The sequence below is a fragment of the Methylophilus sp. QUAN genome (genome assembly GCF_015354445.1).
In the GTDB taxonomy this organism is placed as follows: Bacteria; Pseudomonadota; Gammaproteobacteria; order Burkholderiales; family Methylophilaceae; genus Methylophilus.
In genome coordinates, this window is record NZ_JADKYT010000002.1 from 477,124 (window position 1) to 499,798 (window position 22,675).

Annotated in this window: 14 protein-coding genes and 4 tRNA genes; 15 read left to right on the plus strand and 3 right to left on the minus strand. The window is 51.2% G+C overall.

Annotation, left to right across the window (positions count from 1 at the left end):
- The first annotated feature begins 131 nt into the window (after nucleotides 1–131).
- A complete protein-coding gene (gene acnB, locus INP79_RS10765) occupies nucleotides 132–2,711 on the plus strand; it encodes a bifunctional aconitate hydratase 2/2-methylisocitrate dehydratase (protein WP_194754270.1) in 2,580 nt (859 codons plus the stop codon).
- A gap of 218 nt (nucleotides 2,712–2,929) precedes the next feature.
- Nucleotides 2,930–3,898: a crotonase/enoyl-CoA hydratase family protein gene (locus INP79_RS10770; protein ID WP_194754271.1), complete on the plus strand. Its 969-nt coding sequence runs from the start codon at nucleotides 2,930–2,932 to the stop codon at nucleotides 3,896–3,898.
- Between the two features lie 23 nt (nucleotides 3,899–3,921).
- Here the strand turns inward: INP79_RS10770 and INP79_RS10775 are convergent, their stop codons facing one another.
- Nucleotides 3,922–6,171 carry an ATP-binding protein gene (locus INP79_RS10775; protein WP_194754272.1) on the minus strand — a complete coding sequence of 750 codons (2,250 nt, stop codon included), beginning with the start codon at nucleotides 6,169–6,171 and terminating at the stop codon, nucleotides 3,922–3,924.
- 238 nt (nucleotides 6,172–6,409) lie between these two features.
- Here INP79_RS10775 and INP79_RS10780 point away from each other — a divergent pair, with 238 nt between their 5' ends.
- Nucleotides 6,410–7,528, plus strand: coding sequence for a DUF2914 domain-containing protein (locus INP79_RS10780; protein ID WP_194754273.1), 1,119 nt, complete (start codon nucleotides 6,410–6,412; stop codon nucleotides 7,526–7,528).
- 7 nt (nucleotides 7,529–7,535) lie between these two features.
- On the opposite strand, the gene INP79_RS10785 is transcribed toward INP79_RS10780, so the two are convergent.
- Complete coding sequence (locus INP79_RS10785) at nucleotides 7,536–8,372, minus strand: 23S rRNA (adenine(2030)-N(6))-methyltransferase RlmJ (RefSeq protein WP_194754274.1); 837 nt, start codon at nucleotides 8,370–8,372, stop codon at nucleotides 7,536–7,538.
- An 86-nt stretch (nucleotides 8,373–8,458) separates the two neighbouring features.
- On the opposite strand from INP79_RS10785, the gene INP79_RS10790 reads away from it, so the two are divergent.
- From INP79_RS10790 to INP79_RS10835, 10 genes are all read left to right on the plus strand, one after another.
- A complete protein-coding gene (locus tag INP79_RS10790; protein ID WP_194754275.1) occupies nucleotides 8,459–9,187 on the plus strand; it encodes a cation diffusion facilitator family transporter in 729 nt (242 codons plus the stop codon).
- 31 nt (nucleotides 9,188–9,218) lie between these two features.
- On the plus strand, nucleotides 9,219–9,398 hold the full coding sequence (locus tag INP79_RS10795; protein WP_019882571.1) for a 4-oxalocrotonate tautomerase family protein: 180 nt from the start codon (nucleotides 9,219–9,221) through the stop codon (nucleotides 9,396–9,398).
- Nucleotides 9,399–9,437: 39 nt separating this feature from the next.
- The gene (locus INP79_RS10800; protein WP_194754276.1) at nucleotides 9,438–9,794 is read left to right on the plus strand and encodes a hypothetical protein; all 357 of its coding nucleotides are present in this window, start codon (nucleotides 9,438–9,440) and stop codon (nucleotides 9,792–9,794) included.
- A gap of 90 nt (nucleotides 9,795–9,884) precedes the next feature.
- Complete coding sequence (uvrC, locus tag INP79_RS10805) at nucleotides 9,885–11,684, plus strand: excinuclease ABC subunit UvrC (RefSeq protein WP_194754277.1); 1,800 nt, start codon at nucleotides 9,885–9,887, stop codon at nucleotides 11,682–11,684.
- 43 nt (nucleotides 11,685–11,727) lie between these two features.
- Nucleotides 11,728–12,309 (plus strand): CDP-diacylglycerol--glycerol-3-phosphate 3-phosphatidyltransferase, encoded by a 582-nt coding sequence (gene pgsA, locus INP79_RS10810; protein ID WP_194742152.1) that lies wholly within the window; start codon nucleotides 11,728–11,730, stop codon nucleotides 12,307–12,309.
- Between the two features lie 106 nt (nucleotides 12,310–12,415).
- Nucleotides 12,416–12,491, plus strand: a tRNA-Gly gene (locus INP79_RS10815).
- 61 nt (nucleotides 12,492–12,552) lie between these two features.
- A tRNA-Cys gene (locus tag INP79_RS10820) sits at nucleotides 12,553–12,626 on the plus strand.
- An 18-nt stretch (nucleotides 12,627–12,644) separates the two neighbouring features.
- A tRNA-Gly gene (locus INP79_RS10825) sits at nucleotides 12,645–12,720 on the plus strand.
- Between the two features lie 77 nt (nucleotides 12,721–12,797).
- Nucleotides 12,798–12,884 (plus strand) — tRNA-Leu (locus INP79_RS10830).
- A gap of 183 nt (nucleotides 12,885–13,067) precedes the next feature.
- A complete protein-coding gene (locus INP79_RS10835; protein ID WP_228519873.1) occupies nucleotides 13,068–13,985 on the plus strand; it encodes a YihY/virulence factor BrkB family protein in 918 nt (305 codons plus the stop codon).
- 4 nt (nucleotides 13,986–13,989) lie between these two features.
- Here INP79_RS10835 and INP79_RS10840 read toward each other — a convergent pair whose 3' ends face one another.
- Nucleotides 13,990–14,190 (minus strand): hypothetical protein, encoded by a 201-nt coding sequence (locus tag INP79_RS10840; RefSeq protein WP_194754279.1) that lies wholly within the window; start codon nucleotides 14,188–14,190, stop codon nucleotides 13,990–13,992.
- A 393-nt stretch (nucleotides 14,191–14,583) separates the two neighbouring features.
- Here INP79_RS10840 and INP79_RS10845 point away from each other — a divergent pair, with 393 nt between their 5' ends.
- Together INP79_RS10845 and INP79_RS10850 are read left to right on the plus strand one after the other, a co-directional pair.
- On the plus strand, nucleotides 14,584–14,832 hold the full coding sequence (locus INP79_RS10845; RefSeq protein ID WP_194742221.1) for a helix-turn-helix transcriptional regulator: 249 nt from the start codon (nucleotides 14,584–14,586) through the stop codon (nucleotides 14,830–14,832).
- 288 nt (nucleotides 14,833–15,120) lie between these two features.
- Nucleotides 15,121–22,602, plus strand: coding sequence for a tetratricopeptide repeat protein (locus tag INP79_RS10850; RefSeq protein WP_228519876.1), 7,482 nt, complete (start codon nucleotides 15,121–15,123; stop codon nucleotides 22,600–22,602).
- Nucleotides 22,603–22,675: the final 73 nt, after the last annotated feature.

Genomic DNA, 22,675 nt, shown 5'->3' on the forward strand with positions numbered 1-22,675 from the left:
TAACATTCTGGTGAGTGGACTGGATTATAATCAAGCGAGAAGAGATCCTCGCGGCCAATCGCTAGTTTTTTAATCAGAAAACAGTACTGGCCCATTCCCCGACTTTGTTTTATTGATAGAGCCTACACATCATGTTACAAGCATACGATACCCACGTTAAAGAGCGCGCTGCGCAAAACCTGCCTCCTTTACCCCTCAATGCAGAACAAGTCGCTGCTTTGGTCGAATTGCTGAAAGCCCCGCCTGCGGGCCAGGAAGCCTTGCTGGTCGATTTGCTTGAAAATCGTATTCCGGCAGGCGTTGACCAGGCAGCGTATGTCAAAGCCGCATTTTTGGCAGACGTTGCCAACGCAAAAGCCAGCTCGCCATTGGTGAGTGCAGAACGGGCGGTTGAACTGCTGGGCACCATGCTAGGTGGCTACAATGTGCAGGCTTTGGTGGCCTTGCTGGATACGCCGATGGCAGCCCATGCGGTCAAAGCCTTGTCGACCACTATCCTGATGTTTGATGCTTTCCACGATGTGGATGCCAAGGTGAAAGCCGGTAACCCGCACGCCAAAACCTTGATGACGGCCTGGGCGAATGCCGAATGGTTTACCAGCAAGCCAGCACTGGCCGCAGAAATCAAAGTTGTTGTATTCAAGCTGGATGGCGAAACCAACACTGATGACCTGAGCCCGGCGCAAGATGCCTGGAGCCGCCCGGATATTCCATTGCACGCAAAAGCCATGCTGATCAACCGCATGACCGACGGTTTAAGCGTTATCGAAAGCCTCAAGCAAAAAGGCTTGCCATTGGCTTATGTCGGCGACGTGGTCGGTACCGGCTCTTCCCGTAAATCAGCGATTAACTCCGTGCAGTGGTGGATGGGCGACGATATTCCGTTTATCCCCAACAAACGGACGGGTGGCGTGGTCATCGGTAGCAAAATTGCCCCTATCTTTTTCAACACGGCGGAAGACTCTGGCGCCTTGCCATTGCAGTGCGACGTGTCCAAATTGAATACTGGCGACGTGATTGTGATCAAGCCGTTTGAAGGCAAGGTATTCAATGAAGCAGGCGAGTTGCTGTCTACGTTTGAAATGAACCCAGTCACCTTGCTAGACGAAGTACGCGCGGGTGGCCGTATTCCGCTAATTATCGGTCGTGGCCTGACGGCTAATGCGCGTAAGGCGTTAGGCTTGGGCGACACCGATACTTTTATCAAATCCGTTCCGGCCAAAGAGACTGGCAAGGGCTACACACTGGCACAAAAAATGGTCGGTCGCGCCTGTGGCCTGCCTGAAGGCTTGGGGGTGCGCCCTGGGACTTACTGCGAACCCAAAGCGACCACGGTTGGTTCACAGGATACGACTGGCGGCATGACGCGTGACGAGCTGAAAGAGTTGGCTTGCTTGGGCTTTAGTGCTGACTTGGTCATGCAGAGTTTCTGCCATACGGCGGCTTACCCGAAACCAGTCGACATCAAGCTGCAACATGAGCTGCCTGAGTTTATGTCCAGCCGCGGTGGCGTCAGTTTGCGCGCCGGTGACGGAGTGATTCACTCCTGGCTGAACCGCCTGATCTTGCCTGATACCGTAGGCACTGGTGGTGACTCACATACTCGTTTCCCGATCGGTATCAGTTTCCCGGCAGGTTCTGGCTTGGTGGCGTTTGCCGCAGCCACCGGTGCTATGCCGCTGGATATGCCGGAATCTGTCTTGGTGCGCTTTAAAGGTGAAATGCAGCCTGGCATCACCTTGCGTGATTTGGTCAATGCGATTCCTTATGCTGCGATCAAGGAAGGCACGCTGACCGTCGGCAAACAAGGCAAGAAAAACGTATTTAACGGCCGTGTACTTGAAATCGAAGGTTTGCCTGACTTGAAAGTTGAGCAAGCATTTGAACTGGCAGATGCCTCTGCCGAACGTTCAGCTAACGGTTGTACCGTGTTGCTGAATAAAGAGCCCGTCATTGAGTTCCTCAACTCTAACATCGTGCTGATGCAGAACATGATCGAAAATGGCTATGCCGATGCACGGACACTGGAACGCCGTATTGCCAGCATGAAAGCCTGGCTGGAAAAACCTGAGTTGCTGCAACCAGACACCGATGCCGAATATGCGCATGTGATCGAAATTGATCTCGCCGATATTAAAGAGCCACTGGTGGCTTGCCCGAATGACCCGGATGATATCAAGCCATTGTCTGAGGTAGTCGGTGACAAAATTGACGAAGTGTTTATTGGTAGCTGCATGACCAATATCGGTCATTACCGTGCCGCCGGTAAAGTGCTCGAAGGCGCCGGTGGTATTCCGACCCGTTTGTGGATTGCGCCGCCTACCCGTATGGATGAAGCACAACTGCGTGCAGAAGGCGTCTACTCTACCTTTGGCGTTGCTGGCGCGCGTACTGAAGTGCCAGGCTGCTCCTTGTGCATGGGTAATCAGGCACGTGTCGCAGACAAGGCCACCGTCTTCTCGACTTCTACGCGTAACTTTGATAACCGTATGGGTAAAGACGCACGTGTTTACCTGGGCTCTGCCGAGCTGGCGGCCGTATGTGCCAAGCTGGGCCGTATGCCAACCATGCAAGAGTACATGGATACCCTGGGTAGCAAGCTGACCAATACGGCTGAGATCTACAAGTATCTCAACTTTAACCAGATGACGCAGTACGCTGGCTCTTTGGAAAACGTGAAAAAAATTATTCCAATTAAAGAAACAGCCTAACGGTTGTTAATCACCTGAGTAAAGAGCAAAGGGGGCGTGTGCCCCCTTTGTTGTTTTTAGGACAGGACATATCCTTGCAACTGTAAAACCTGAGAGGCCTGCTCACCCCCACCTTCTGTTTTGATTATGATGTATTTGCTGACGTCAACGACTCGCTTTACCGGCACGTCAATACCACTGATTCATTCAATACATTTTCAATGTCAAAGGAGAAGTTCATGAAACCGTTCGAACAAGGCTTGGTTAACTATCAACAACGTTTGCTGTCACATGATTACGGTCAGGTATTTTGCCGTTTTGATGCAGAGCAACAGGCATTATGGAGTTATATACACCAACCACAGCGCATTCCCTGCATTAATCATGAGCTACTCATGAACTTACACGAGCACCATGCTGATATCCAGCGTAGTGGCGGTTATGTCCAGGCTGATGCCGACACCGTGTTGCCCATCCGTTATTCTGTCTTTGCATCCGCCACGCTAGGCTATTTCAATATGGGCGGTGATTTGCAAAAAATGGCTGCTGCGATCCGTCAGCAGGACAGGGCGCAATTGCAGGCCTATGCCAAGCTGAGTATTGATGTGGTAGCCCAGCGTGCATTCCGTTTTCAGCTGGATCACGTGACTAAAATCTCACTGTTGCAAGGCGAGGTGCTGGGTGCTGGCATCGAAGCTGCGATGACCAGTGACGTGCTGATTGCTGAAAAACAATCCGTATTCTGCTTTCCAGAGCTATTTTTTAACATGATTCCAGGCATGGGTGCTTACAGCTTTATTGCACGCAAAGCGGGGATTGCAGTGGCAGATAAAATGATTCTCGGTTGCGAGCGTTACACGGCTGAAGAGTGCCTGCAAATGGGGCTGATTGACATCGTGGTTGAAGAAGGGGAAGGCGAGCAGGCTGTGCAGGACTTCATCCATAAAAATAACAAACGCGCAGAAGGCTTTTTGTCGGCGCAGAAGGCCAAGGCGAGAATCAATCCTTTAACTTACGATGAGCTCAAGGATATTGTTGATGTGTGGGTGGAAAATGCCTTGCGGCTGACAGAGCGGGACTTGAAGGTGATGGATCGCTTTTATCGCGCCCAGTCACGCTTGTTCCCTAATGAAGCGCAGGTGAGTGACGTTGCGCCACAACAGCCGCTGGTATTGCCAATAGACCATCATATGGCAGTGAATCAGTAGTGTGTAGCAGCGCAGGTGCCCGGCTATTTATGAGAACGTTTGGAAGAGAGTTTGCTGCGATGTTGTTGCAGTTGCGTGCGCGTCTCTTCGTAGCAGTCTGCGACGGCCTGATAGAGGCCGGAAATAGTCTGGGCATCTTCCATGCTCAACCCCAGTAAATGGCGGCTGAGTTTGCTAAGTGGAATCAGGCCCATGTTGGCCGATTCACCAGCCAACTCATGCGCCAGTTTATGAACTTGCTCGAAGTTTAAATCAAGGCTTGCTTTACCCAGCGCGCGCAGCAAGACGTCGGTGGAGTCAATAAACTCTGTGATGAGTTTGTGCAGGAATGCTTCGCCGCCACCCAGTTTTAACAGGTGTGCCATGCGGTCATCATCCAGCAATGGTTCAACGGTTGGGCTGATGCTGGCGATTTTGGGGCCAGGCGTAGAGGCCGGTTTGGCAGCCCTCATCGGCGAATCAGGTGATCTTGAATCAATAAATGCGGGTGCCACAGGCGTGGCTGCTGCTGGCTCTGCGGTTGTGTTTTTAGGTTTTCTACGTCTGATAGGCGCCACTTGCGCGACCTGTTCAGTTTCAATCGTGCTGGCGATGGCTTCGATCAGGCTTTGGATTTGTCTTGAAACCACAGGCTTGGTCAATACTTGATACACACCGGCGCGTAAACAGCGGTCTTGCGTGGTTTTAGTCGCATCAGCCGTCAGAATCACGGTCCTGATCGGTTTGCTGCCAGGCAGGGCATTGTGGATGTTAAACACCTCAAGGCCGTTCATTTCCGGCATGTTGTAATCGAGGATCATCAAGTCGAACTGATGATGTTCCAATGCGTCCAGCGCGGCATCACCGTTGTCTACTGCTTTGACCACGCAGTGCATTCTTTGCAGGGTTTCGTTCAGGATCAAGCGGTTGACCACATTGTCATCCGCAATCAACACGCGAATTTTTTTACGGAATTTAGTGTGGCTGCTTAATGGCACCACATTTGACTGGCTATCCAGGTTGATTTCGTTGATCGCCTGCGGCGCAGGCGCAACTGCATGTAGCAACGGCAGGCTCACCACAAAGGTCGTGCCAACATTTTCCTGGCTGGTGACGCTTATTTTACCGCCCATGACTTCAACCAGCTGTTTGGCAATAGACGTGCCCAAACCGGTGCCACCATAGCGTCTGGTAATGCTACTGTCTGCCTGGGTGAAGCTATCAAAAATCAATGGCAGGGCGTCGCTTTTAATGCCGATACCGGTATCGCGAATACGGAAGCTGAGCTTGCTCATGTCGGCATGCCCCTGCATCACGCTAACCACAACATCAACCCCTCCGTGCTGGGTAAATTTAATGGCGTTGGCAATCAGGTTAGTTAACACCTGCTCGAGGTGATGCATGCTGCCCACGTAATGGCGTTCGACCAGCGGGTCAAGGTGAAATCTGAGCCATAACTGTTTGCGTTCGACCTCAATCTGGAACATCAATTGCAGGCGCTGGATCAGGTCCGGCAGGAAGAAGGTGATTTCTTCCAGCTCCACTTTGCCTTTTTCGATTTTGCTGATATCCAGTACGTCATTAATCAGCTTTTTCAGGCTGGAGGCAGAGGTGCCTACCATTTTAAGCAGTTCAGATTGTTTGCTATCCAGCTTGGTTTGGGCGATTAATTCACTGGCACCAATAATGCCGTTCAGCGGGGTGCGCATTTCATGGCTGATATTGGACAGGAAATTGGTTTTTGCCTCACTGGCTTGTCCTGCTTCCTTGGTGGCTTTTTCTAAGCTAACCAGCAGACGTAAGGCATGCGGCGGAATCAATAGCAAGGTCAGTAAAAAGCCATAAGCTAAATGCTGGTGCTGGTTCCAGTAGGGATTTAAATAGAGGGTCAGGCTAAAGCCAATCAGGCTGAAGACATAACAGCCTTTAAAAAACTTGGTGCCATAGCGCAAGCCATAGCCGATGATAAGCCAGAGGTAAATGCCAATAAACACGCCAGCCATTGAACCCGAAATCATCTGTTCAAGCGAGGTGGCGGTGATGTCCATGATCATCGCCGTCCACTGGCGCTTTTCATTTTTTTGCGGATTCTGCAGGATGTTGTATAACATCAGAAAGCCCAGGCACAGATAAATCAGGCAAAGTAATACGGGCTCAAAACTGCTGTGATTGACCAGAAGGTAGAGTGTGATAAAACTAACGAAAACAACACGGATAAGAGCCTGCTCAGTTTCATAACTGATAGACTTTATTTCTGTCACTTTCTGCTTTAACTGTCTAACTAAATCTCGCATGCTCAATCATGTTCAGGGTTATACGCTTACTCGGTACTGGCGCAGGAAAAATCTAATCTATATGGGGAATCTAACCTATATTGATAGTTAACGGACTTTTCTTAAGATAACTTAAATTTTAGCAGGCTCGATTTGATTATCAAAGGAAGTTTACTTTTGGCAACCCAAAATAATAGTATGGTTGACGGCATCTGTGATAAAAATGCCGATATTCTGACCTTTTTATCGATTTATCTGCATGACTAACCCTATTGAGACTGAACAGCCTTCCAGATTGTCGCGCTGGCTGGCGCGTAGCCGCATGGTGTTGCCGATTTCCTTTTTTATCGGCGGCTTTGTCTGGGATGCCATTACCATAGGCAAAAAAGTTGCGCTGTCCGACATGGCGATTTTTGCCGGGTATTTATTACTGGCCGCGTTACTGATGTACCAGTTGGCTGAGCCTTCCTCTTCGGTCAGGCGTATGGGCGAGCGTTTGTTAAGCTGGCAGTGGTTACAAAGTAAACTCTCACGCTGGACTGTACAGGACTGGCCCTACTGGATATTACAGTTTTTATTCGGCAGCCTGCTGAGCGCCTTGTTCATCCTTTATTTTAAAAGCTCCAGTTATGGCCTGGCGTGGGTCGTCACACTGGTCTTGGGTGTATTGCTGGTAGCCAATGAGTTTATGGAGGGCGAATATCGTCGCCTCAGTTTGTGCTGGAGCATGTTTGGTCTGTGCACGATTTTGTGGTGTAACTTTGCTTTTCCGTTTTTGTTTGGCAGCGTGCATGCTGCCTGGTTTTATTTGAGCACCGTGCTGGGCGCGACCGTGACTTATGTGCTGTATCAGCGCGCGCCGCATCATGCAGGCCGTATCTGGCCGGTGTGGGTGATTGCCGGTTTGCTGATGCTGGCTTACCGCGCAGACATGATTCCGCCTGTGCCATTGGTTAAACAGGCCGTGGTTGTCGCTTATGACCTGGAAAAGTCACCTGAAGGTTACTGGATGACCGTTGAGAAATCGCCCTGGTGGCAGTTCTGGCGTGTCGACAGCGATCATTTTTACCTGCAACCCGGGCAAAAGCTGGTGTGTTTTTCAGCGGTGTTTGCGCCGCAAGGCTTGCACACCAAGCTGCTGCATGACTGGCAGAAAAAAGTGAAGGGTGAGTGGGTGAGTGTCTCCATGCCTGGTTTTTCACTCACTGGCGGCCGCGACAGTGGCTACCGCGGATATACCTACAAAACCAACCTCACTGCGGGTGAGTGGCGTGTGCGTATCCAGACCGCTACCCGGCAAACGATTGCGGTCAACGCGTTTAGTGTGACCATCAATAATCAGTCTGATCCGCAGCGGCGCACGCGTATCCGCTACTAGTGACTAGTCAGCGTTGCTGGCCTTCACAAGCCGCTTGTGCGCCTGCATCCTGTGCCAAGGTGTTTGCTAGCCAGTGCAGATGTGGCTCTACAGACTGCCGCAGCGTCCATGGCGGGTTAATCACCCACATGCCGCTGCCATACATGCCAAAGCCATCCGCTGACGGTTGCTGTACATCTAGCGTCACATGCAGATAATCTGTATTCAGGCTGCGCAGCTTGTCTATCATTTGCTGTGGCTCAGGCCGTTGCAGGCGCGGATACCAGATCAGGTAAGTGCCGGTGGCAAAGCGTTTTAAACTGTCTTTAATACAGTCAACCACACGTGCATAGTCATCTTTCACCTCATAAGGCGGGTCTATCAACACGATGCCGCGCTTGGTAGGTGGCGGCAAGCAGGCTTTAATGCCTTCAAACCCATCTTTCTGCTGTATCGAGACTTGTCTTTTTTGCGCTGCAAACTGTTGTTCAAGCAGTGCACCGTCGGCTGGGTGCAGTTCAAATAAGCGTAATTTGTCGGCTGCGTTTAAAAACTGGCTGGCAATGCAAGGCGAGCCAGGATAAAGACTCGCGTCACCTTGGCCTGCATCTGCCACTGCCTGCAAATAACCCTCAAAAATTTCGGGCGGCTGGCCTTGTTGCAGGCGCTGGATACCATCCACATATTCCGCGGTTTTGTTGGCTATCGCGCTATCGAGACGATAAAGACCCGCGCCCGCGTGGGTGTCTATGACCCAGTAAGCTTTATCTTTCTGGTTAAAATAATCCAGCACCAGGCTGTAAATCCAGTGTTTCAAGACGTCGGCGTGGTTGCCAGCGTGAAAGGCGTGACGGTAACTTAGCATGCATATATTCTCAATAAGCCGCCATTATAAGCTACAAAGTTTGCGCGCTCTTGTGAAAACCGGGTAACTTGCATTAGCATGCAAGCATGAAACCTAGTCAAACACACACCGAACACACGCATGCGCACAATCATTCACATGAAGATTGCGCACACGATCACGCTACGCATGACCAGCACTCTCATGACGACCATAGCCATGATGACCATGCACATGGCAATCCTTTCTGGATCCCTTTCCTGGCCATTGCACTATTCACAGTTGTAGAGTTTGTCGGCGGCATCTGGACCCAGTCGCTGGCTTTGCTCAGTGACGCCTGGCATATGTTGTTTGACGTGCTGGCACTCGGCCTGGCCATGTGGGCCGCGCACAGGGCACGTACCGGTCACCCGGCGTCGCAGCAAACCGAGCTTCGCGTCTCCATGGTCAATGCTGTCTCCATGTTGCTGGTGACAGCAGGCATTGTCATCGAAGCCATCGAGCGCCTCAAACATCCAGTGTCAGTGGCTGGTGGCTATGTGAGTGTGATCGCGCTCGTGGGTTTGCTGGTTAACCTGTTTGTGGCCAAGCATATGCATCACCAGCACGAGCATCACGGCGGCGATGCCAGCTTGAATCACCGCGCCGCATTTTTGCATGTACTGGGTGATCTACTCGGGTCGGTGACTGCTGTCGCCGCTGGTGTGGTGATTTATTTCACTGGCTGGATGACCATAGACCCGATTTTGTCTATCCTGATTTCATTGCTGTTATTAGTGGTCACCCTCAACCTTATCCGCGACATCTATCGCGGTAAATCCGGCCATCACCACTAATTTATTTTTGATTCATTAAAGGAGCGTCAATATGCCTTACGTCAATGTCAAACTTGCAGGCTCTGTGACCAAAGAGCAAAAGAAACTGATTGCCAAGGAAATCACCGAAACCCTGCAAAAACACGCCCAGAAACCGGCGAATTACACCTACATTGTATTTGAAGAGGTGGAATACGAAGACTGGGCGATTGGTGGCGAGCTTTTAGGTTAGCTCAATCTTGATAAGCGAGCTTTTCAATTAAGTTGATAAATGATGCACACCATTGAAGACTTGAAGCAGGCAAATGCAGCGCTTGATGAGGTGGCCGAGCGATGGTCGGCTGCCTATTCTGTCAATTGCATTAATCCGTTGGATGCGGAAGCTAAGGCGGCGGCAGAGAAGGTTCGCCATATTGAAGAAGACCTTAAACGTCGCGGGCTTTTACCTTTCACAGCGCATGAACTGTTGGAAGAGAGTTTAGATCAGAGATATCCAGATGCGCAGAGCAGGGAAGTTGTCTTATACAACGGCAAAAGATATCGACGACGATTTTATCCATTGGCGTTAAGCAAATCTGGAAAGAGCGTTAAGCAATGGAGAAAGGAATGGGAACCACTAGATGATTAATTGATAGCTGTTTAACGGCTGACAGTTTCTTTCAAGCTTGATCATCTGACGGGAGTCACTTGAGCAAACATCTGGTGCTAAAATGCCGTCATGTTTGACCCCAAGCCCATCCTCAAAAACCTGCCTAATTTGCCTGGTGTTTACCGCATGCTGAATGCGGAAAATACCGTGATTTATGTTGGCAAGGCCAAAGACCTGAAAAAACGGGTTTCCAGCTACTTTAATAAAAACCTGGCCAGTCCGCGTACCAAAATGATGGTATCGCAGATTGCAAATATTGAGACCACGGTGACGCGCTCGGAAGCTGAGGCGTTGTTGCTGGAGAATAACCTGATTAAAGGCTTGATGCCGCGTTACAACGTGTTGTTCCGCGATGACAAGTCTTATCCCTATATCGCGTTGACTGGCGATGCGTATCCCAGATTGGCGTTCCATCGTGGGTCGCAGCGCAAGGGCAGCCAGTATTTCGGCCCTTTTCCGAGTTCGCCAGCGGTGCGCGAGAGCATACAGCTGCTACAAAAAGTATTCAAATTGCGTACCTGCGAAAACACCGTGTTTGCCAACCGTTCGCGGCCTTGTTTGCAATACCAGATTGCCCGTTGTACGGCGCCTTGCGTGAAGTTGATTTCCCAAGAGGATTACGCCGGTGATGTACGCCATGCCGCGATGTTTTTGTTAGGTAAGACCAGTGAGGTCATTGATTCTCTGGCGGATGGCATGAATGTGGCGGCTGAGGCGATGGAGTATGAGCAGGCGGCCATTTTGCGTGATCGTATCCAGGCGTTGCGTCAGGTGCAGGCCAAACAGTTTGTCAGTGACTTTAGTGTTAGCGATGCCGATGTGATTGCCTGCGCAGAAGTGCAGGGCCAGCATTGCATTAACCTGGTCATGATCCGTGGTGGCCGCCATTTGGGTGACAAGAGCTTTTTCCCTAAAAATAGCCAGGATGCAGAGTTAGCCGAAACGGTAGAAGCGTTTATCACCCAGTATTACCTGTCGCAAAATACGCCGCCATTGTTGGTGTGTGGCGCCGAGATTGATAAAACCGAATTTGAAGACATGCTGAGCGAGCAGTCCGGGCGCAAGATCCGTGTACTGACCAATGCCATCGGCGATAAAAAAGTCTGGCTGAAAATGGCGCAAACCAATGCCGAACTGGCCTTGCAGCAGCGCCAGGCGACCTCTGCTAGTCAACAGGCACGCTTGCTGTCATTACGCGAAGCACTCAAGCTGGCAGAGAATACCGAGCGCATTGAATGCTTTGATATTAGTCATACCATGGGCGAGGCCACGGTGGGCAGTTGCGTGGTGTTTGACCGTGGTGATATGCAGAATAGCGAATACCGACGTTATAACGTCACTGGCATCACGCCAGGCGATGATTATGCTGCCATGCGCGATGTATTGACGCGCCGCTATAAAAAAGTGGCCGCAGGCGAGGGCAAGCGGCCAGACCTGATTTTTATTGATGGTGGCAAAGGCCAGCTTGGCGTGGCGATTGAAGTGATGCAGGAGGTCGGCCTGGAGGATATTTTATTGGTCGGTATTGCCAAAGGGGAGGAGCGAAAACCTGGTCTGGAAACCATGATTTTCTCTGACACTGGTGAAATGCTGAACTTGCCTACCGATAATCCAGGCTTGCACTTGTTACAACAAATTCGTGATGAGGCGCACCGGTTTGCCATCACGGGGCATCGTGCAAAACGCGCCAAAGCCAGAATTACCTCTAGCCTGGAAGAGATTGAAGGCGTTGGCGCCAAGCGCCGCAAAGCCTTGCTGACGCGATTTGGTGGCCTGGATGGGATAAAAAGTGCTAGCATAGACGAGATTGCCCAAGTCGAAGGCATTAGCCTGGCCTTGGCTCAAACCATTTACGACCGCTTGCATTAATCGCGGGTAAATGGCCCTTGTATGCATCCATAGACGAATAAACATGTGGAATATCCCAAATATACTTACCTTGTTGCGCATCGGCATGATTCCGGTGTTTGTCGGTATCTTTTACCTGCCTGCCAATGCTGTCACCGCTGATGGCCTGCCAGCCCACTGGGTCAACTTAACCGCTGCCAGTGTGTTTATCCTGGCGGCATTCACAGATTGGCTGGATGGCTACTGGGCGCGCAAATATCACCAGATGTCCAAATTTGGCGCGTTTTTAGACCCTGTGGCCGACAAACTCATGGTCGCTGCGGCCTTGATTGTACTGGTTGAGTTAAATCGCGCAGGCGCGGTGGTGGCGTTGATTATCATCGGACGCGAAATTGCGATCAGCGCCTTGCGTGAATGGATGGCCAGCATAGGCAAAAGCGCCAACGTGGCTGTGGCCATGGTGGGCAAGGTCAAAACGGCTGCGCAAATGGTCGCAATTACCTTATTGCTCTGGTATGACCCTTTGTTTGGGTTAGATGTGCAATGGCTGGGGGAATGGCTGATCGTGATCGCCGCATTACTGACCTTGATTTCCATGGGTTACTACTTGCGCGCAGCTTGGCCGGCAATACGCGAAACCATCTAAAAAAGCAATCATAAAAAAGAAACATTATTTTCAAAATCGTCCTTGACACCGGTCTCAAAATCATTAAAATGCCAGCTTCTTTACGACACATGACGTAAGGAAATACGCGGGAATAGCTCAGTTGGTAGAGCGCAACCTTGCCAAGGTTGAGGTCGCGAGTTCGAGACTCGTTTCCCGCTCCAAATTTCGGGGAAAGCGCCGCTTTCCCTTTTTAACATAAGAAGTTTTTATGTTGTTGGTTCTGGCGCGATAGCAAAGCGGTTATGCCGCGGCCTGCAAAGCCGTTTAGGCCGGTTCGACTCCGGCTCGCGCCTCCAGTCTCATGTAGCAAATATGCGGGAATAGCTCAGTTGGTAGAGCGCAACCTTGCCAAGGTTGAGGTCGCGAGTTCGAGACTCGTTTCCCGCTCCAAATTTCTCTCAAGCACACATTCTGGATGCTACGCAAAGTAGCACAGAGTGTTAAAATAAAAAGCTTGTTGACCTGCCGCCCGGATGGTGAAACTGGTAGACACAAGGGACTTAAAATCCCTCGGCTTAACGGCTGTGCCGGTTCGATTCCGGCTCCGGGCACCAAAATAAAAAAACCAGCTGAAAAGCTGGTTTTTTATTTTTTCACTTTCAAACTACTCCTTCGAAGTCCAGCGCCTGTGATCAGAGATTTCTGACAGGATGGTGCGGTGCCGTCTGATGTATAGAGTAGTTCCATTCCTATACCCTTATCATCATTGAACAATGCTCACAAAGCAGGGCAACGAGATGACAATCAAACAACTCTGGATATTAAGTAAAGCCGCCTTTACCGCCTGGCGTGATGACCGTGCGCAAAGTATGGGCGCTGCTTTAGCGTACTACACTATGTTTTCCATTGCGCCGGTATTGCTGATTGTGATTTCCCTTGCCGGCATTATTTTTGGACAAGAAGCGGCACGTGGTGAAATTTATGCGCAATTGACCCATCTGGTAGGTGAGCAGGGCGCACTGGTGGTGCAAAATCTGCTAGAAAGCACCAACCAGCCAACCGAGGGGATTACTGCGACCACGATTGGTATTGTGTTGTTATTGGTAGGGGCAACCACTGTTTTTGGCGAATTGCAGACTGCGCTGGATAGTATCTGGAGGGCGCCGGTCAGGATAAGCAGCGGTGTGTGGAGTTTGATACGTGCCAGGTTGTTATCATTTGGCATGATTCTGGGAATTGGCTTTTTGCTGATGGTCTCGCTTGTTTTTAGCGCGGGCTTATCTGCGATCAATAAATGGTGGTCGCCTGTCTTTGCGGGATGGCTGGCCGTTGCTGGTGTGGTGAATGTTGTGTTTGGCTTTTTATTAACGACAGGCATGTTTGCGTTGATCTACAAAATCATGCCGCGTGTCAGTATTCGCTGGAGCGAGGTTTGGATTGGGGCCGCGATGACGGCCGCATTATTTACGGCGGGTAAATGGCTGATCGGTATTTATATTGGCAGAAGTGCGTTTGCCAGTGGCTATGGGCCTGCGGGCTCTTTGCTTGCGCTGTTAATCTGGATTTATTACTCCGCGCAGATATTCCTGATGGGCGCTGAATTTACTTGGGCGTATTCCCATCTGTTTGGCTCACGCAAGCAGCAAGATGCGCCACGGGATTTAGCGAAGGTATTATCAAATAATCAAACGGCGCATGAAGTTGGCGCCAGATAAGCGTTTACCACACCCAGAAGCCGCGACTCCAGGCGCGGGCTTCTTCGCTGCCTTCGGCATAGGGGTTTTCTGTGTGTTTCAAGCCTTCTGAAGAGGCTTGAAAGCCTTCGTCATAGCATTTTTGCATTAGGGCGTGATTGGTTGCGTCTGCCCGCTTAGCCGTGCTAAAGAACGAGAAGTATCCTTTGAGTAAATCTAAGTCCATGACGTGACCCCCTGATGTTTTGGATTGTTTTAATCATTATGTGCTGATTATGATCTCAATGGTTTTACCCTGCCAATAGCCCACTTAAGCCATGCGCTGCATCCTGCGGCGCGAATAAAACTTGTATGGTTTATCCTACATGCGGCTGGCATACTCGCCTAGCAAGTTAACCAAGTTTAGCAATGTGCCCCTAAAAATTACCTTGTCTGCGTCATTTCACGCATGGTCAACACTTTATAAAATTGTATAATGATCTGGTCGTGTGTGGCTGGTAGCACTTTTCAACCAGGGTTGATGTCAATCAACACATGCAAGAAAGCCATCTTTACACTGAGTCGATGATGTTTCGTCTCTCGTGTCGAGCAGGTATTACCATTGAAGTCAGGAAGTTGTGTGATTTACGTAGAGTTAAAGACGGTTATTCTTAAAAAACAATTGGAGTGGGGCAGAACCATTACCATCACTGAAATTGCAGATGCCAGCGGGATTAGCCGCATGACCTTGCATCGCATGTTAAAAGATCAATCCTATAATGCCAGCACCGATCACCTGAATAAGCTGTGCGCTTATTTGCAGTGTGATTTATATAGCCTGGTGCGTTGGGAGCCTGATATTGCCGTACCGCAGGAGCACGTAGCCTAAGAAACAATCTCCGCCGAAAAAACCTCCGCTATTGCCGGAGGTTTTTTATTGGGGTGAGGTTTACGGCATGCTTTCCTGATTCTTGAATAAATCTTTTTGCCAGTCTATTGTCACAAAAAAAACATGGATTGACTTGCGATGCCAGTATCTATGCGGGCTGGCAAGCAATACGTATGTTTCATACATTCAGTGAACAGTGAAGATAGCTGGTTTTTGCCGCTTTTTTTAAGCAATGCAAATGCGCGAGAGTTTTGAATAATAAGAGAAAATTTTTGGAATTCTCTATTTATGAAACTCTCGCCAGGCCATATGCAATCTACTGCCGTGAATACGCAGGATTGCAGCTATTGGATGCAAGCGCTGACCCAGGCCTGGAAACAGGGTGCCTGGGAGCAGTGTTTGACCCTGGCGCAGAAAATCACCCGTGAGTTTCCAGAAGAAGGCCTGGCCTGGAAGTTATTAGGCAGCCTTTATCAGCAACAAGAGGCATTGGTGCTTGCTGCCGATGCTTTTTTGCAAGCGAGCAAGCGTTTAAAGAAAGATGCCGAGGTGTTGTATAACCTGGCCAACGTGTATGCGCAATTGCAAGACACGACGCAGGCGATTAAATATTATCGGCAAACGCTTAAGCTTAATCCGGTGTTTAGCCAAGCCTATGCCAACTGGGCCAGTGTGCTCAAGCAAGCAGGGCAAGTAAAAGAGGCGGAAAAGCTACTGCGCCGGGGATTGAATATTCACCAGCAGGATGGCCGAGTCAATTTTGAACTGGCGACCTTGTTGCATGAGGCTGATAAACCCCTGGAGGCGATTCAATACTATCGCGAGGCGGTGGCAATTGAGCCTGACAATGCCGTGATTTTTTTCAATATGGCGTTGGCACTGGATCAACTTGGCAATACGACCGAAGCGATTGCTGCCTATCAGCAAACGATTGCGATTCAAAAAGACTATGTTGAGGCCTACAGCTACCTGGGTGCCTTATACCTGAAACATGGTGACGTGGAAGAAGCTGAGCAGTGGTTGCTAGCGGGCATGGCACTGAATCCAACCGAGTTATCACTGCTTAAAAATCTGGCCAAACTTTATCGCGTGACGCACCGCACCAGGGAGTACCAAGCCTATATTGATCAAATCATGCAGGCGCAAGAGGTGAGTGCGGAGACGCTGAATAACCTGGCCACCGAGATGCTGAATCAGCAGTTATACGGTGAGGCTGAGAATTATTGCCTGAAGGCGCTGGCGCTGGATCCGGACAATCCTTATGTGCTGGGCAATCTTGGCTTGATTGAAAATGCTAGGAACGCTTATGACAAAGCGTGTGTGTATTGTGAACAGGCATTAGCGCAGTTGCCTGAGTCAGAAAGTATCTTGAGCAATTACAGTATCAGTTTGCGCATGCTGGGCCGGTATACCGAAGCAATTGCCTGCCTGGAAAAAACACTGCGCATCAAGCCTGAGTTCATGCCTGGGTATATCAACCTGGCCAATGTTTATTTGGACATGGGGCAGATTGAAACGTCGATTGCAACTTTGAAACAAGCCTTGCAGATTGAGCCTACCCATATGATGGCGCTCAGAAACCTGCTGTTTGCCAATAGTTACAGCAATACCCTGCCTGCGGAAGAAAGCCTAGACTACGCCCACAGCTTAGGTGCCGCCATGATGCACGAAGTGACGCCGTACGACAGCTGGCATGTCCATGCGCAAGAGCAGCGTATTCGTATCGGCCTGGTATCGGCTGATTTGCGTAAACATCCGGTAGGCTATTTCCTGCACCAATGGTTGCAGGCATTTGATGCCAGCCGCCTGGAGATTTATGGTTACTCGACCGATGGCCGTGAAGATGCGTTTTCGCACGAGCTCAAAGATTTATGCAATCAGTGGCGCTCTCTGGCCGGGCTGACCGATGCGCAGGCCGCTAAACAGATTCGTGAAGATGGGATACATATCCTGCTGGATTTATCCGGCCTGTCTGGTGGCACGCGCCTGCCGATTTTCGCCCACAAACCCGCGCCTGTTCAGGCCACCTGGCTGGGGTATTGGGGCACCACGGGTTTACCGGTGATGGATTATGTCATCGCTGATCCGGTGAGTATTGATGCGCAGGTGGCGACCCAGTTCACCGAGCAAGTCGTGCACATGCCACATACGCGTATGTGCTTCACGGCGCCGCCGTTTGAGATTGCTGTGAATGACTTGCCCGCGTTAGCCAGTGGTGTGGTGACTTTTGGTTGTTTTCAAAACTACAGCAAGGTAAGCGATGACGTACTGTCTTGTTGGGGCGGGGTCTTGCAGGCCTTGCCAACGGCCAAACTGTTCTGGCAAAGCAAAGCCTTTAATGATGGCCTGGTGCGTGCAGAAGCGCTTGCTAGATTGCAGCAATATGGCATTTCTGCTGAGCGTTGCACTTTGCATGGCATGGTGCCCAGAGATGAATACCTGCGTAACCATCACCAGATTGATGTGATCCTGGATACTTTCCCTTTCACTGGCGGCACGACGACGTGTGAAGCCTTATGGATGGGCGTCCCAACGCTGACCTTGCTGGGCGACACATTGATTGCCCGCCAGGGTGCCAGCTTTATGCATTGCGTGGGTTTGGCTGGCTGGGTAGCCACCAGCCGTGAGGAATACGTGAGCAAAGCGATTGCCTTGACCAGTGATCTGGATACCCTGGCCATATTGCGTGCGCAACTGCGTGAACAAGTGTTGGTTTCGCCATTGATGAATGCCGAGCAGTTTGCCCGGGACTTTGAGCAATTACTATTCAAATTATGGCAACAGGCACTGTTGCAGCTGAAGCCACAACAATTACTGGCTGAATCGCCAGTACAGGACGCTTTTAGCAGTGAGCAACCAGTGTGGGTAGTCAGTGCCACTCGCATGACAGAAGAAGCTTTCTGGCGTGACTCAGCGCTTGGCCGTTCTCTCAAGCGCCATATGCAGCAGGACAAGCGCCTGATGCCAGTGGTGGCTTATGAAAATACACGCGGCTTGTCGCAAGTGTTTAACGAAGCGATTGCCGCTGCGCCGGACCAGGCATTGCTGGTATTGATCCACGACGATGTCTGGCTGGATGAAAACACCTTTGTGCAGACCATACTGCGCGGGCTGGATCACTATGATGTGATTGGTATTGCGGGCAATGCCCGTATACAGCCCGGTCAGCCTGGCTGGTGCTTTGTCGATTTGCAATTCACCTGGGACGATGCCAAATACTTGCGCGGCGCCGTCAGCCATAGTCAGCATGCCTTTGGCCCGGCCTCCAGTTATGGCGATGTGTCTGGCGAGTGCCAGCTTATGGATGGCGTATTCCTGGCCGCGCATAAACAAACCTTATTACAAAGCGGTGTGCGTTTTGATCAGCAGTTTGAGTTTCATTTTTATGACCTGGATTTTTGTCGCACGGCGACACGTGCCGGGTTGAAACTAGGCGTGTGGCCAGTGCGCATGACACATCAAAGCGGCGGCGCGTTTGGTAGTGCACGCTGGCGCGAAACCTATTTGAGTTACCACCAAAAATGGGAGGCAACGCCAGTAGCACAGACTACATCTCCAGCGATGCAGGCTGCCATGTCCGAGGTATTTGACCTGGCTTTGCACGCACAGCAGCAGGGTGACTTTGTAACCGCCACACAGCTTTACCAGGAGATTCTGGCGGTAGATGCCCAGCATGCACTTGCGACTCATAACTTGGGCCTGATTTACTGGCAGAACCAACAGCCAGCAGAGGCATTGCGCTTGCTGGCGCAGGCGTATGCGCTGGCCCCAGCACAGTGGCAGTTGTTAAGCAGCTACCTGACGGCACTTAAACACAGCGATGCAGCAGTTGAGCTGGAGCAGGTATTCACGCAAGCCATGAATAATGGCCAGCATACCCAGGCTTTACACGCGCTGATTCAGGACTGGCAGTTGCCAGTGCAAACGCTCGCTGCACAGCCGTCTGATCAAATACAGCAAGCCTTGCTGGCATTATTTGAACAACAGCAATATGCACAAATGGAAAGCGAATTGCACACGCTATTGCAGCAATATCCTGCCTGGCTGAGTGGCTGGAAGATGTTGTCTGACGTATTGATGATCCAGAAGAAAGATGCCCGCGTAGCGGCCGGTAAGGCGCTTGCGTTGAATCATCAAAGCGCCGAAGAGCATTGCTACTATGGGTTGGTGCTCAAGGCACAAAATGACCTCACGGCCGCGGCAGATGCCTTTGCCCAAGCCATACACCTGAAACCAGACTACGCCGCAGCGTATAACAATCTGGGGATTGTGCTCAAGGACCTGGGCGAGGTGGATGAAGCGATCAAGCAGTTTAAACAGGCGCTGATAATACAGCCGCAATATGCCGATTGCTTCAGCAATCTGCTGTTTTGTATGACGCATGCCGCCCACGTGGATAACGAGGCTTTGTTACAGGCGCATACCGCTTACGCCGCACTCTATGAGGCGCCGTTAAAAGCCAATTGGCAGCCGCACAGCAATACGCGTGATGCAGCACGTCCACTGCGTGTAGGCTTGGTGTCCGCCGATTTGCGTGCACATTCAGTGGCGCATTTCCTGTTGCCATTGTTGCCTGCGTTGGCGCAGGACAGCACATTGCAACTGTTTGCCTATGCCAATTACGCACTGGAGGACGAAGTCACTGCCGAGATGCGTCAGTATTTCAAACAATGGCGCATGGTTTCAAGCGTATCCGATGAAGCACTGGCAGAGACCATCAGGCAAGACCAGATTGATGTCCTGATCGATTTGTCCGGGCACACTTCCGGCAACCGCTTACTGACGTTTGCTAGAAAACCAGCACCTGTGCAGGCCAGTTGGTTAGGCTATTTGAATACCACAGGCCTGACATCTATAGATTATTACCTGGCTGACAGAGCGTTGTTGCCAGCCGGGCAGTTTGACCAGCAGTTTACCGAGCAACTGGTGCAATTACCGGTGAATGCGCCATTTGTGCCGCATCCACAGGCACCAGCCGTCAATGTCTTGCCTGCGCTCAGCAATGGTTATATCACTTTTGGCTGCTTTAACCGTCCCAACAAAATTACCCAGGCCACGGTGCAGCAATGGGCTGCAGTGATGCAGATTTTCTCAGACAGCCGTATGGTATTGGGTGGCATGGCAGAGGCAGGTGCCTGCGCGCATGTGCAGCAATGGTTTGCCGAGGCAGGCATTACTGCAGACCGTTTATCGTTTTATGCCCGTACCGATATGCTGAGTTATTTACAGCAATATCATTTAGTCGATATTTGCCTGGACACTTTCCCGTCTAATGGCGTGACCACCACCGCCCACGCTTTGTGGATGGGCGTGCCTACGCTATGTGTGGCCGGTGACCGCCTGGCCAGCCGTGGGGCCATGGCGTTGATGCAGCATCTTGGCTTGAATGACTATGCCGCAGCAAGCCCAGCGCACTATGTACAACAGGCTGGGCAGGTGTTGTCTGACCTGCAGGCACTGGCTGATTTACGCGCCACTATGCGCGCCCGTTTTACGCAGTCTCCGCTGGCACAAGCGGCACCCTTGGCGCAGGCTCTGTCACAGGCACTGCGGCAGATGTGGCAACGCTGGTGCCAGGGGCAGGCTGCGAGCAGTTTTGCTATTCCTTCTTTAACGCTGAAAGAACCTTCTGTTGCGCCGGGCGCGACTGAACCCTCTGATAAAGGTATCTCTATGAATACAACACTTAACCCACAAGCTAACACACTGCACGACTCGATTGCTGAAGTGTTTCAGCTGGCGCTGCAAATGCAGGAAAAAGGCGACTTGGCGCAGGCGATGAGCTTTTATCAGGAAATCTTGCGCATAGACGACAAGCACGCAGCAACGTATTTCCAGCTAGGCTTGTTGGCGCAGCAAGCGGGCAAGGCAGAGGAGGTCTTGCCGTTGCTGGAACAAGCTGTGATCCTGGCGCCGCAACAACCTGCCTACTGGCAGGCCTATATAGAAGTGCTGTCACTCACCGCGCCAAGAAATGAGGTGCTGGATGTCATCACGTTTGCCCGCCAGAATGGCCTGGCTGCCGCCGATGCCGATGCGCTGCAACACCAATACAGCCAGTCAGCGCCTGCCGCTGATGTGGTTCGCAAAGGGCCGTATATCTACCGTACTGAAGATAACTTCTACCAGCGCGCGCAGACTGAGGCGTTTGGTTACCAGGATGTTGGCAATGCCGAACAACGCCTGTATGACATGATCCGCCAGTCACGTGACAAAAGCGTATTCTCCAGCGAACTGGCGGCTAAAGCCACTGACTGGCCAAGCTACTACCACCTGACTTCGCAACGTGCCAATTTGCTGCGCCCGTTTGCGGACAAGATTGCTAACGGTAAGGTACTGGAGCTGGGCGCCGGTTGCGGCGCGATTACGCGCTTCCTTGGCGAGCTGGGCGGCGAAGTGGTGGCGCTGGAAGGCAGCCCGAACCGTGCGCGCGTGATTGGCCAGCGTTGTGCCGATCTCAACAATGTGACAATTTACTCTGACCTGATCCAATCGTTTGAAACTGACGAGAAATTTGATGTCGTGACCCTGATCGGCGTGCTTGAATATGCGCAGGTCTATGTGAAAGAAGCGGATCCTTTGCGTTTCTTGCTGCAAACCGCCAAGTCATTTCTCAAAGAGGATGGCATGCTGATTGTGGCCATTGAAAACCAGCTTGGCCTCAAGTATTTCTGCGGTGCGCCTGAAGACCATATGGGACAGGTCATGTATGGGATTAATGACTCCTATAGCACTACCAGCCCGATCACGTTCGGCCGTGTAGAGCTGGACGCCCTGATCCGTAGCGCCGGTTTTGAAACCACAGAACTCTATGTACCATTGCCTGACTACAAAACACCAGTCAGCGTGATTTACCCGGAAGGCTTTAACCAGGCGCATCGTGCAGCTGGCTGGGATGTTGGCGCCCTGGCAGCAGGCTCTGTGGTCCATGACAGACAATCGCCACGTCACCCAACATTCTCACTGGAAAACGCCTGGCAGGTGATTGCACGTAACAACCTGGTGGAAGATGTCGCTAACTCATTTATGTTCGTGGCTTATCCGAAACGCCAGTCTGGCAAACTGCATCCGGATGTCTTGGCAGCGCATTATGGCTGCCAGCGCCAGGCCGTGTTTAGCAAGGAAACCCAGTTTGTGCATGATGCACAAGGCTTGGCAACGCGTACACGTAATACCGGCGAAACAGCGCAATTGCTGCAAGCCGATTGGGAGCATGCGCCTTATCATGGCGGCCAGTTGTGGATGGACAAACTGACGCAGTTGATGAACCGTCCTGGCTGGCGTGTGGAAGACTTGGCGGCTTGGGCTGCACCTTGGTTGCAAGGTCTGGAAGCCGCCGCCCAGACTGGTGGCAAAACCTTGCCGGAATTTGCCGGGTATTCCACGTTGCTGCCTTCTCAGTATTTTGATGCGACGCCGACCAATTTTGTGATGGACAAAGCCGGGCAGGGCCATTTCTTTGACCTGGAATGGGACTTTGCGATTCCACTGCCAGTGGCTTTTGTGGCCCTGCGCGGCCTGTTCCTCACGCTGCACCGAGTGCGTAGTTGCGGTAAACCACACGCCAGCACGCCAACCAATATTGGCAGCCTGACGCTGGCTGTGCTGGAGCAGAATGGATACTATTACCGCGATGACCAGTTGCAAGCGTTGATCAGCGTGTTTAACCGCCTGCAAAACATGACGCAAGGCGTACCAGAGCATGTGGTGAATGGCCTCACAGCGGAGTTCACACGAGCGGAGTTACCAGTACGTCAGCTGTTTACGTAATACGGGACGTATGCATACAAAAGCATGCACAGCAATGTGCATGCTTTTTTGTTGTCTGTCAGAAATGACGGCC